General features: G+C 36.0%; 8 protein-coding genes. 1 reads left to right on the plus strand and 7 read right to left on the minus strand.

What is annotated here, in order from left to right; genetic code table 11:
* Nucleotides 1–88 precede the first annotated feature (88 nt).
* Nucleotides 89–1,108 carry a tRNA 2-thiouridine(34) synthase MnmA gene (mnmA, locus tag CHLWT_RS08000; RefSeq protein WP_112000142.1) on the minus strand — a complete coding sequence of 340 codons (1,020 nt, stop codon included), beginning with the start codon at nt 1,106–1,108 and terminating at the stop codon, nt 89–91.
* Between the two features lie 263 nt (nt 1,109–1,371).
* Here mnmA and CHLWT_RS08005 point away from each other — a divergent pair, with 263 nt between their 5' ends.
* On the plus strand, nt 1,372–2,325 hold the full coding sequence (locus tag CHLWT_RS08005; RefSeq protein WP_112000141.1) for a formate dehydrogenase subunit gamma: 954 nt from the start codon (nt 1,372–1,374) through the stop codon (nt 2,323–2,325).
* 59 nt (nt 2,326–2,384) lie between these two features.
* Here the strand turns inward: CHLWT_RS08005 and CHLWT_RS08010 are convergent, their stop codons facing one another.
* From CHLWT_RS08010 to thiC, 6 genes are all read right to left on the minus strand, one after another.
* Complete coding sequence (locus CHLWT_RS08010) at nt 2,385–2,915, minus strand: LOG family protein (RefSeq protein ID WP_111947985.1); 531 nt, start codon at nt 2,913–2,915, stop codon at nt 2,385–2,387.
* Between the two features lie 66 nt (nt 2,916–2,981).
* Complete coding sequence (locus CHLWT_RS08015) at nt 2,982–4,340, minus strand: glutamate synthase subunit beta (protein ID WP_111947984.1); 1,359 nt, start codon at nt 4,338–4,340, stop codon at nt 2,982–2,984.
* A 1-nt stretch (nt 4,341) separates the two neighbouring features.
* Nucleotides 4,342–8,739, minus strand: a complete 4,398-nt coding sequence (gltB, locus tag CHLWT_RS08020; RefSeq protein ID WP_111968820.1) for a glutamate synthase large subunit — start codon at nt 8,737–8,739, stop codon at nt 4,342–4,344.
* 143 nt (nt 8,740–8,882) lie between these two features.
* A complete protein-coding gene (gene ribD / locus CHLWT_RS08025) occupies nt 8,883–9,893 on the minus strand; it encodes a bifunctional diaminohydroxyphosphoribosylaminopyrimidine deaminase/5-amino-6-(5-phosphoribosylamino)uracil reductase RibD (protein WP_112000140.1) in 1,011 nt (336 codons plus the stop codon).
* Nucleotides 9,894–10,123: 230 nt separating this feature from the next.
* Complete coding sequence (locus CHLWT_RS08030) at nt 10,124–11,203, minus strand: Mrp/NBP35 family ATP-binding protein (RefSeq protein WP_063998758.1); 1,080 nt, start codon at nt 11,201–11,203, stop codon at nt 10,124–10,126.
* Nucleotides 11,200–12,552: a phosphomethylpyrimidine synthase ThiC gene (gene thiC / locus CHLWT_RS08035; RefSeq protein ID WP_063998759.1), complete on the minus strand. Its 1,353-nt coding sequence runs from the start codon at nt 12,550–12,552 to the stop codon at nt 11,200–11,202. Before thiC ends, CHLWT_RS08030 begins: the two co-directional genes overlap by 4 nt.
* Nucleotides 12,553–12,596 lie beyond the last annotated feature (44 nt).

A 12,596-nucleotide genomic window follows, 5' to 3' on the forward strand; every position in this document is an offset into this window, starting at 1 on the left:
TTTGTCATTGTTGTTAGGCAAAATTTCTTATCATTTTAAATTTCAGTCGAAAATTGTTAAAATTTTGCAATTAAATTTATTTATGAAATTATTTTATAAATCCGCTTGCCAACACTCTATCAAATTCATCATAAAATACCGCAAGTTGCCCACTAGCAACTCCTGAAGCGTTATTTTGTTTAAGATTTACTTTTAAACCACTTTCAAATTTACTTACCAAACAAGGCAATTTCTCGCTACGATAGCGGATCTTTACGAAGCATTCAAAACTATCTTTATCTGTAAAGTTATTAAAATTTGAAGTCTTAAATTCGTAGTTTTCAAGCTCATTTTTTAGCCCTACGATTATCTCGTTTTTGGCTGCATCGATACCTAGAACATAGTGTGGCTCGTGAGCTCCACTAATGCTAAATCCACGTCTTTTTCCTATAGTGTAGTGCATATAACCGTTATGTTTTCCGATAGCCTTTCCGCTTACGTCTCTAACTACTCCTGGTAAGTTTGTATCAAAATACTCTTTTAAAACGTCAATGTAAGTAGTCTCGACAAAACAAATTTCACTACTCTCTTTTTGCGAAGCTAGTTCGGATATTTGAGGTATTTTTGCAGCTGCTGCTTTTATGTCTGATTTTAGTTTATCGCCTAAAGGAAATATGATATTAGGTAGTATCTGCGGATCTATATTTGCTAAAAAATAGCTTTGATCTTTGCTTTTATCAACTGCTGATTTTATAAGACCGTTTTCTATCCTAGCATAATGCCCAGTGGCTATTTTATCGCAGCCCAAGCTTTTAGCAAATTCCCATAAAGCACCAAATTTAATCATTTTATTACAAATCGCACAAGGATTTGGAGTGAGTCCTGTTTTATAGGCATTTACAAACGGCATAAAAACTTCTTTTTTAAATTTATCTTCTAAATTTAAAACGTGTGTTTCTATCCCTAAAAAATCTCCTACTTTTTTTACTTTTCTTATATTTTCTTCGTGATATCCAGGCTTTGTGTGTAACTTCATATAGCAACCTACTATATTATATCCCATATCTTGCAGATACTTAGCAGACATTGAACTATCCACGCCTCCACTGAGAGCAACTAAGATTTTCAAATTTGTTCCTTTAAATTGTATTGTAAAATAGTTGATATTATAAAATGCTTATTTAAAGTTTTTGTAAATAAGAGCGTAATATTTTTACATATTTTAAATTTTTAGCAAATGATTTTATCATAACCGCTTATAAAAACATAAAAATATTTTAATTAAATTTATATATTTTGATATAAATTTAAATTTAATAAATTAAGATACAAAACAAGCGATTTATAAGCGCTATTTTTGTAGAATTAACACAAAATTAACAAGGAATTTTAATGAAAAAACTTCTTTTGTTTTTAGTATCAGCTTGTGTTATGCTAGGAGCTAACGGCGCAAATCAACTAGAAGGCATAAACCAAGGTATGAGCCCTATATGGGACGATAACCGCCTAGTCGGCATAGACAGATACGATAGCTATTTTGGTTCGCTTTGGACATACTTGCAAGGAAACGACTACTTTTCTTACGGCGTGGCTATAGCGATAATAGCCGTTTTAATTGCATTTAGCGCACATTATATGGTTGTGGGTCCAAAACATTTTGATCATCATAGCGGAAAAGTGTATGCTTTTTCGAAATACGTCCGTTTAGTGCATTTGATCGCTGCTATCTCGTGGGTGATCCTAGTACCTACTGGCGTGATAATGATGTGGGGAGATCTATTTGGTGGTGGATTTTTTGTTCGTTTAATGAAAAACTTGCACGGGATAGCAACTATATTATTTGCTATAAGCATCGTTCCTATGTTTTTAATGTGGGGCAAAAGAATGCTTTTATCTGTTTATGATATAAAATGGATGATGATAGTGGGTGGATATCTATCTAAAATCAAAAATCCAGTTCCAGCAGGCAAATTCAACGCAGGTCAAAAAGCGTGGTTTTGGGTAGCGATGTTGGGTGGATTTGTGATGATATTAACAGGCGTGGCGATGTATTTTTTAAACTTCAACACTCCTATTTTAAGTAGCGTCTTTGGACTAACTCAAGTAGAAGTCTTAAGACTAGCAGCGGTAGTTCATAATATCATAGGCATAGTGTGTGCTGTCTTTTTACTAGTGCATATCTATATGGCTGTTTTTGCGATAAAAGGTGCGATACACTCCATAATAACAGGATATAAAGAAGAAGAAGAAGTCTATATACTGCACCATTATTGGTATCAAGAGCTTGTGAAAAATGGACTTATGAAGCCGTCTAAATTTGAAGCGAGTTATACGAATTTAAAATAAAATAGCCTAGTTTTAGGCTATTTGCTCTTTTGTTTAACTGACAAATAAATACTCTAATTTTATGATTTTAAATACTTAACTATCTCATCTATATCATCAATTACCGCATAAAGCTCTAAGCTAGAATGAGATATCACTTTATTAGGTAAAAGTTTTGTCTCAAAAAAATCCAAAAGAGGCTTCCAAAAATCACTGCAACAAAATATTATCTTATGTTTTCTAAGTCCTGTTTGAGCTAAAGTCAATACTTCAAAAAGCTCATCAAGCGTACCAAATCCACCAGGCATAATAACAAAAGCAAAACTTTTTTCTATGAGTTCGTCTTTTCTTTTTGATAAATTTGGTATAACTTTTGAGCTAGTACAGTATGGGTTTGTCTTTTGCTCAAATGGTAGCATAACGTTTATCCCGATACTCTCTCCACCGTTTAAAAAAGCTCCTTTATTTGCAGCTTCCATAATGCCACCACTTCCACCACTCACTATACCATAACCTGCTTTTGATATTTTATTTGCTAGTTCTACAGTTTTTTTATAATAAATATTATCTTCATCAAATCTTGCAGAACCAAAAATAGTTACAAAATCCACGTTTTTCCTTCATTTTTTCGTAATTATCAAAAGTTAGACTAAAAGACTCAAAAATATTAATGCACGTTAAATCCCAAGATCCTTGATGATAGTCATAGCTACTTTTTTTCCTTCACTTGCAGCTGTTACGACAAGGTCACTTCCTCTCCTACAATCACCACAAGCATAAATTCCTGCTTTACTAGTCCTAAGCTCATCATCAGTTGCGATCCTGCCTTTTTTATCGAGCTCTATACCATTTGCACTTAAAAACTTTAGATTTTCAACATCAAATCCCAAAGCACACACGATCACATCAGCATTTAGCATAGTTTCGCCACCTTTTACGATCTCTACGCTTGTTCCTTTTAAGATCGTCTTTGAGATATTTAAAGCCACGACTTCGTTATTGTCATTTACGACTATATCTTTTGGGGCAGCGTTAAATATAAAACTTGCCCCCTCTTCTCCTGCATTTACATACTCTTTTTTGCTTCCTGGCATACTAGCAAGATCTCTTCTATATATACAAGTAGCACTAGTGGCACCTTTTCTAAGAGCACTTCTTAAACAGTCCATAGCAGTATCGCCACCACCGATTACAACTACTTTTTTACCGCTTAGATCTAAGCTTACACCATCTTCTTTGTACTGCTCTTTTTGTATAATGCTTAGAAAATCAAGAGCTTTATAGCAGCCATTAGCACTCTCATTTGCAAGTCCTAAAATCTTGCCTGTTCTAGCTCCATAAGCTAAAACTACTGCGTCAAATTCGCTGATAAGTTCTTCAAATTTAGCATCATCTACAAAAGTATCCGTATGAAAAGTACAACCTGCTTCACTTAACAAGCCTACTCGTCTTTCGACCACGCTTTTATCTATCTTAAATCCAGGAATTCCATAAGCCAAAAGTCCCCCTGCCCTCTTACTAGCTTCGTAAATTTGTACGCTCACACCCTCTCTTATAAGATAAGTTGCAACTGAAAGTCCAGCAGGACCTGAGCCGATGATGGCTACTTTTTTGTTCTTAGGCTCTACTTTTGTAAATGGCTTCATACCATTATTTAAACCATTTTCGCTTATAAAAGTCTCGATAGCACCTATCGTTATAGCACCAAAATTGTCATTTAAAGTACAAGCGCCCTCACAAAGTCTATCTTGCGGACATACACGTCCTGTGATCTCAGGATAGGGATTTGTTTCGTTGCTAAGCTTAAAGGCTATATCTAAATTTGAATTTGCCACATTTAAAAGCCAAAATGGTATGTAGTTATGAAGCGGACAAGAAAAATGACAAAATGGATTTGCACACTGTACGCATCTGCTAGCTTGCTTAGTAGCGTTTTGCAAGTTAAAAATTTGATATATCTCTTTAAAATCCTTTACTCTTTCGTTCTCATCTCTTTTTATAGTTTTTTCTCTTGAATATTTTATAAATTCTTGCATATCAGTCCCCCTCAGCTGGATTTAGTGGAAGTTTGGACATATCTTTTGGTTTAACCATCCAAAACTCTCTTATGGTATCTCTAAAATTGTCAAGTATATATTTCGCCCTTACGCTTTTAGTCTCATTATAATACACTTTTAAAAGCCTTTTAAAGAAATGACGAACTTCATCTAACTCATCTGTATCTATACGCAAAGCGACGACTAGCTCAACATTTAGTTTATCTATAAACTCTCTTTTTTCATCCCACACAAAAGCGATACCGCCAGTCATTCCTGCGCCAAAATTTATACCTGTTTCACCAAGCACCGCTACAACTCCGCCAGTCATATACTCACAAGCGTGATCTCCTACGCCTTCTACGACAGCAGTTGCCCCAGAATTTCTTACGCAAAATCTCTCTCCTACTATACCACTAGCAAAAAATTTACCACCCGTAGCACCATAAAGACAAGTATTCCCCGCGACTGCAAAGTAGTTTTGCGGATCATTTGGGGCGATCACTATACGACCGCCATTCATACCTTTTCCGACATAATCATTTGCGCTTCCTTTTAGATAAATAGCCATTCCACTAGCTAAAAACGCTCCTAAACTTTGACCAGCGATACCATTTAAATTTATTCTTATAGTTTGACTAGCAAGACCTTTATTGCCGTAAAATTTAGCTATCTCACCGCTGATAAGAGTGCCAAAGCTTCTATTTTGATTGCAAATTTTCTTATCTACTACAACTCTTTCGCCTGGATTTTGTATAGTTTTATATATTTCTTTAAGTACGCTTTTTTCAAATTCATTCTTATCAAACGGCTCATTTTTCTTACCACTACTTTTATTATCGCCAGGAACTACTCTAGTAAGCTCACTTAGATCAAATTTAGAATTATTTGGCACTAAAAGCTCGTTTCTACCGATGATATCATCTAAACTCTCATATCCCATTTTAGCTAGTTCAAGTCTAACATCTTCAGCTAAAAGAGTGAAATAATTAACCACTCTATCTACGCTTCCTACAAATTTATCTCTCAAAGCCGGATCTTGAGTAGCCACGCCCTCGCTGCAACGATTTAGATGACAAATTTTTAAAACCTTACATCCAAGTATCACTAAAGCCAAAGTTCCAAAAGCATAGCTCTCTGCGCCTAATAGCGCCGCTTTTATGATATCAGCTCCTATCTTTAGTCCGCCATCAGTTTGAAGATGAACATTGCTCCTTAGATTATTTACTTTTAAAGCGTTATGAGCTTCGATAAGACCAAGCTCCCATGGATTGCCAGTAAATTTAATACTGCTCCAGTTTGCCGCGCCCGTTCCTCCATCTCCTCCGCTTATCACTATCTTATCAGCATAACACTTCGCAACCCCAGCAGCTATAGTTCCAACCCCAGCACTAGAAACAAGTTTGACTGCGATAACCGCTCTAGGATTTATCTGTTTAAGATCAAAGATAAGCTGAGCAAGGTCTTCTATACTATAGATATCATGATGAGGCGGTGGCGATATGAGAGTAACGCCAGGAGTCGTATAACGAAGAGTAGCTATGAGACCTGTTACTTTATATCCCGGAAGTTGTCCACCCTCGCCTGGTTTTGCGCCTTGAGCAAGCTTGATCTGAATTTCATCTGCACTTGCAAGATACTCAGGCGTTACGCCAAATCTTCCACTAGCGATCTGCTTTATACGTGAGTTTGCTGGACTTTTTAGTCTATCTTCAGCCTCTCCGCCCTCGCCTGAGTTACTCATAGCTCCTAGTTTATTCATAGCTAAAGCCAATGTTTCGTGCGCTTCTGGAGATATAGATCCAAGGCTCATAGCAGCACTATTAAAACGTTTTAAGATATTGCTGATAGGCTCGACCTTATCAAGACTGATAGGCTCACGATCGCTTTTGATATCCAAAAAGTCCCTTATCATCTTTTTGCCACGATTTAAAACCGCATCTCTTACTTTAGCAAAATCATTCATATCTGCAGTTATACTGGTTTTATGAATTTGATTTATGATAAATGGCGTATAATCGTGGAATTCGTCTTTATCAAGGTATTTATAAAAGCCGCCAAGTTTTAAAGGCAACAGATGATTTTTATAGTTAAAAGCTTCTTTGTGATACTTAAGAACTCTATTTTCTATATCTTCGTAGCCAAGACCGGCTATAAGAGCAACCGAAGGAGAAAAACACTCATCTACTATATTTTGACTAAGACCTAAGATATCAAATAAGGCTGAATTTTTATAGCTTCCGACTGTAGAAATTCCCATTTTTGACATAGTTTTTAAAAGTCCTGCATTTAGCGCGTGATGGATATTTTTAAGTCCGGCTTTTATATCTGTGCTGTCTTGCGATCTCAAAATCTCATAACCACTAGCAAAAAGCAAATACGGATAAACAGCGCTTGCACCGTAGCTTATCATCATAGCAGAGCTATGAGAGTCTAGTAGCTCACCGCTTACGGCGATGATACTGACTTTGTATCTAATACCTTCTTCTATCAAGGCTTGATGGACTCTACCTACTGCCATAGCCATAGGGATAGCGGCATTTTTCTCATCTAGCCCTCTATCGTCTAGTATGATGATATGGATACCGTTATTTACGGCATTTATGACATCATAAACAAGATCTTCTAAACTGCCTTTTAAATTCTCGCTAAATAATGTACTAAAAGTTTGGTTTTTAAATTCACTCTGATATCTAGGACTAGACTCATCACCAAAACTCTTTAGAACTTCAAACTTTTCTTGCATAAGGATAGGCGATATCGTTTTTATACGCTTTGCATGTAACTCACTCTCTTCAAGGAAATTTCTATTTTCGCCAAAAGTCACGTTTAAGCTCATTACTACCATTTCACGAAGTGGATCGATAGGCGGATTTGTTACTTGAGCAAATTTTTGCTTAAAAAAATCGCTAAATCTCCTTTGATGCTCACTAAATGCAGCCAAGCTCGTATCATCTCCCATAGAACCGGTTGCTTCTTTACCGCTAGTTAGCATTGAGTTTAAGATCATCTCTTTAAATTCATTAGTTACGCTAAAGTTTCTTTGCATCGCGTGTAAATTTGGTAGCTCATAATCACTATAGCTTTCAAAAGGCACTTCTACAAATTCTTCAAGATGTATCATATTTTCATTTAGCCATTTAGTATAGTTTTGGCTATTTTTGATATAGTCGTTGATCTCGTCGTTTTTCATAATCTTACCATACTTTAGATCTAGCCCTATCATCTGACCGCTTTGAAGTCTGCCACGCTCTTTGATACTTTCTTCATCTATATCAAGAACACCATACTCGCTAGATATCAAAACTCTATTGTCTTTTGTTATAATGTATTTTGCTGGACGAAGACCATTTCTATCCAAACAACAAGCTATAAATCTACCATTTGTAAAAGATACTGCAGCTGGTCCGTCCCAAGGAGCGAAGTTTGGGCTCGTGTATTCATAAAACGAACGAATTTTTGCATCCGTATAAGGGCTATTTTGCCAAGGTGCAGGCACTACAAGCCTGACGGCTTTGAAAAAATCCACATCGTTTTCTATCAAAAACTCAAACATATTATCTAGACTTGCGCTATCACTTCTATCACTTTTTGTTATAGGAAGCATTGTATTTAGCTCTTCAGCGGTAAATACACGACTTTTTAGACATTTTTCTTGAATGCTCAAATTTACACGGTTTGAGCTGATAGAGTTTATCTCTCCGTTGTGAGCGATAGTACGAAATGGCTGCGCTAAACGCCATTTTGGAAGTGTATTTGTAGAAAACCTCTGATGAAATAGAGCAAAACTTGTCGTAAAATCAGGATCGCTTAAGTCTTTGAAAAAAGTCTTTATATAAGTAGGCATAATAAGACCTTTATACACTATGACTTTATCTGAAAATGAACATATATAAAAGTCGTCATCTTCTTGCAGTGTTTTTTGGATCTCGCGTCTAGCTAGATAAAGCAGTGATTTAAAATACTTTTTGGCGATTATGGTATTTGGCGTGATAAAAAACTGAACTATCCTAGGAAGAGTTTCAAGAGCCAACTTTCCAAGTGCGTCTTCATTTATAGGAACATCTCTTTTTAGGATAACTTTTAGATCGTTTTTTAGACAGATCTCTTCAAATTTATCTATATGCTCTTTGGTTTTTAGAAAAACCATAGCCACGCCAAATTGCTCAGGAAGAGATACTCCGCAAGCCTTTGCCGATTTTTTCATAAAATTTATAGGCATAGAAAAAAGCAGTCCGCAACCATCACCACTTTTACCATCGCTAGCTATAGCGCCTCTATGCATCATACGCTCAAGTGCTGTTATGGCGTCGCTTGTATTTTGATAACTAGGAATATTATTTAAATTTGCTAGTAAGCCAAACCCGCAATTGTCTTTGAAAGAGTAAAGCCTATCCATATTGTTCATATTCGCCCCTTTTTAAATTCAAAAAATTGCGAAATGTTACCAAAAAAATACTTAAAATTTACTAAATACGATAAAATAGTTATTTAAAATTTTTATATACCTTATTTTTACTTAAAAATAAATAAAATAGTATTTTATTCTATAATTTTACACCATAGAAGCTCATCATTATCAAATTTTGTAGTGTGAAGTATATTGATCTTTAGATCTAAGCTTATATTTTTACCAGATTTAAATTCGTTTGATCTATATATCAAAAGCCATTTTATTCTTTTATCTAAATTTGAAAGTGCGTTTCCGCCTCCTTCATACATAACAAATTTACGCTCAAAAGCAGGGTCTAAACTACTTGAAATCTCAACATTTCTATCTTTTACGCTAAATAAAGGAATGCTTTTATCAAAATCCTTACTATGAGAATATACTAAAATATCAGGATTCACGCCACCGCTTATGAGTCTAGTATCAAGAGTAGGCAGATCGGTTCTAACACTATTTCCACCGATAATGAGCATATCTACTAAAGATCTTAGTTTATGAGTGTGGGTACGGCTTAAAAGATTTGATATCGTGCCGCCACTCGCGACTCCATTTTGGCTAAGGGCTATCTTAAAAAATGTAAAATTTCCATTGCTCCAAGTCCAAAACGGCTCTAAAAGCAAGTCCACTTCACTCTTACAAACTCCTAGTTTTGTTTGAATTCCGTGTTTTCTTAGTATGTCTTCACCACCGCTTGCTTGCTTACTAGTATCTTTTGTGCTTATAACAACTCTTTTAAATCCAAGTTTGCTTAAAAGCATAGCACAAGATGGCGTGCGTCCTTGATGAGAACATGGTTCAAGCGTTACATAAGCCACCATATCTTTGAGCAAATTTGAGTGATTTTGTAAGATAAAATCATAAATTTCATTTGCATTTTTAAGACGTCCTAAACTATTTACATAATCACTATTTATCTGACAAAGCGCTGATTTTACGGCATTTAACTCGGCGTGAGCGTTTCCTGCTTTTTCGTGTGCTTCTATAGCGAGTATCTCGCCACTGCTTGAAACTATGACGCATCCAACCGCTGGATTTGGATAGGTAAGGAACTGAAACTCCCAAGCTCTGTTTATAGCTAAGCTCATATAAAATTCATCACACATTTTTTATCTCTTTTTTCTAGTTTTTGTTATTATAATTTATTAATGATTAAAAAGCTATAGTAGATTATAAATTTGATTTTTATATGATATTACCTACAATTTATATAAATTTTGCCTACTTTATTTTAATAATTTATTTAAGCTTATTTTAAAATGAGAAGTATTAGAGATGATTGAATTTGATAAGGTTATTTAAAATATCAAATTTAAGCCCTAAAATGGGCTTAAATTTACTTAGAACAAGCTGATTTGCCATCCATTACAGGTTGAATAGCAGAGTTATCGGCTCCACCATTTGCGTTTATCTCTTCTATCTTTTCCCAAAGCTTGATAGCAGCGGCGTCATATCTTTTTGCACTAACAGAGTTTGGCTCATAGAAGCTTACTGGTTTTCCCGTATCACCACCTATCCTGATGCTTGGCTCAATAGGGATCTGAGCTAAGATATCTACTTTGTATTCTTTAGACAAACTTTCCGTACCGCCCTTGCCAAATATATCATACTCTTTACCACAATCAGGACATATAAATCCGCTCATATTTTCTACTATTCCAGCGATCGGAATATGTAGTTTATTAAACATATCAAGACTTCTTGCTGAATCATCAAGCGCGACTGTTTGAGGAGTGCTTACACATATCCCAGCAGTTACCGGAACGCTTTGAGCTAGAGTGATCTGTGCATCGCCAGTCCCTGGAGGCATATCTAAAAATAACACATCTAGATCGCTCCACATAACGTCATTTAGTAACTGAGTGATGGCTTTCATTATCATAGAACCTCTCCACATAAGTCCTTGACCATGGCTTATAAGTACGCCCATACTCATCATCTCTATACCATGAGTTTGCAATGGAGCTAGTCTTTGACCTACTACTGTTGGCTCTGTATTTTCACATCCTAACATTCTAGGGATATTTGGACCATAGATATCAGCATCTAAAAGTCCTACTTTCTTACCTAGTTTTGCCATAGATATCGCCAAATTTAGTGTGGTAGTAGATTTGCCTACACCGCCTTTTCCGCTACTTACCATTACGAAATTTTTGATTTGTGGGGCTATATTTTGCCCACTTCTGCTATTGCTTTTTTCAGGCTCCATTTTTGGGGCTTGGATCACTACTTTTTTACCTAAATTTAAAGCCTCTATATCCATCTTTACTTTATTTGCTACTTCTGGTTTTGATGAAACTATCTCTACTACGATCTCTGGGTCGGTTGATTTGACAAAGCCAAACTCAACTATACTTTTTTTAAATCCCGGATATATAACCTTTTTTAACTCTTCTAGTATCTGCTCGTTTGTCATTTATTCTCCTTAGGATAACTTTCACATTCGTTTTTTGCTATCTCTCTACTTATCTTATAAGCACAGAATTTAGGCCCACACATAGAGCAAAACTCAGCTTCTTTAAATACGTCCTGAGGCAAACTCTCATCGTGAAGTTCTCTTGCTTTATCTGGATCTAATGCTAGCTCAAACTGCTTGTTCCAGTCAAAATTATATCTCGCATCGCTCATCGCATTATCTCTATCGATAGCCCCTACTCTACCAAGAGCTACGTCAGCTGCGTGAGCGGCAATCTTGTGTGCTATTATACCATCTCTTACATCTTTTGCATTTGGTAGGCCTAAATGCTCTTTTGGAGTAACATAGCAAAGCATACTTGCACCGTGGTATGCAGCCATAGTTCCACCTATCGCACTTGTTATATGGTCATACCCTGCACCTATATCAGTAGGAAGAGGCCCTAAGATATAAAACGGCGCGTCGTGACAAAGTCGCTGCTCTTCTTTCATATTAAACTCTATTTGATTAAACGGAACATGTCCTGGTCCTTCGACCATTATTTGAACGTTTTTCTCCCATGCTCTTTTTGTTAGCTCACCTAAAATTTCAAGCTCTCCTAGCTGAGCTTCATCGCTAGCATCATACAAACAGCCAGGTCTTAAGCTATCGCCTAGGCTGATCGTGACGTCATATTTTGCACAGATATCACAGATATCATCAAATGCTTCATAAAATGGATTTTCTTTATGATGTTTCATCATCCAACTAGCCATAAGACTTCCACCCCGACTTACTATACCCATCTTACGTTTTGCTACAAAAGGCATAAGTCTTAGTAAAAATCCAGCGTGTATAGTAAAATAGCTAACGCCTTGACGAGCTTGCTTTTCGATACAATCAAGCATAATTTGCGGTGTGAGGTTATCTAAATTTTTGATATCGTGTATGATCTGATAGATAGGAACTGTACCTATAGGCACGGTAGAATTTGCTATGATAGCTTTTCTTATCTCGTCTAGATCGCCACCTGTGCTTAAATCCATAACCGTATCCGCACCATACTTCAAGCAAACTTGAAGCTTTTCTATCTCTTCGTTTATATCACTTGCTAAAGCAGATGAGCCTATATTTGCGTTGATTTTGCATTTTACACTTCTGCCTATCGCCATTGGAATTTGGTTTGTGTGATTTATGTTTGCAGGAATGACTAGTTTGCCACTAGCTACGTTATCTCTTATATCATTTACGTCTAACATTTCTATCTTAGCGATATACTCCATTTCAGGCGTTATGATACCATTTTTTGCGTAATACATCTGAGTCGGGGTCGGGTCGTTTTTACGGGCTTGGCACCACTCTTTTCTCATTTTGCTTTCCTTATAATTTTCTTTAGATTTAAGTATTTTACTAA

The sequence above is a fragment of the Campylobacter hyointestinalis subsp. lawsonii genome (assembly GCF_013372165.1).
Taxonomy (GTDB): domain Bacteria; phylum Campylobacterota; class Campylobacteria; order Campylobacterales; family Campylobacteraceae; genus Campylobacter; species Campylobacter lawsonii.

What these genes read in the sequence shown, in the direction of transcription:
- CHLWT_RS08005 (WP_112000141.1), top strand. Translation starts at nt 1,372, where the DNA reads ATGAAAAAACTTCTTTTGTTTTTAGTATCAGCTTGTGTTATGCTAGGA.
- CHLWT_RS08015 (WP_111947984.1), bottom strand. Translation starts at nt 4,340, where the DNA reads ATGCAAGAATTTATAAAATATTCAAGAGAAAAAACTATAAAAAGAGAT.
- gltB (WP_111968820.1), bottom strand. Translation starts at nt 8,739, where the DNA reads ATGGATAGGCTTTACTCTTTCAAAGACAATTGCGGGTTTGGCTTACTA.
- ribD (WP_112000140.1), bottom strand. Translation starts at nt 9,893, where the DNA reads ATGTGTGATGAATTTTATATGAGCTTAGCTATAAACAGAGCTTGGGAG.
- CHLWT_RS08030 (WP_063998758.1), bottom strand. Translation starts at nt 11,203, where the DNA reads ATGACAAACGAGCAGATACTAGAAGAGTTAAAAAAGGTTATATATCCG.
- thiC (WP_063998759.1), bottom strand. Translation starts at nt 12,552, where the DNA reads ATGAGAAAAGAGTGGTGCCAAGCCCGTAAAAACGACCCGACCCCGACT.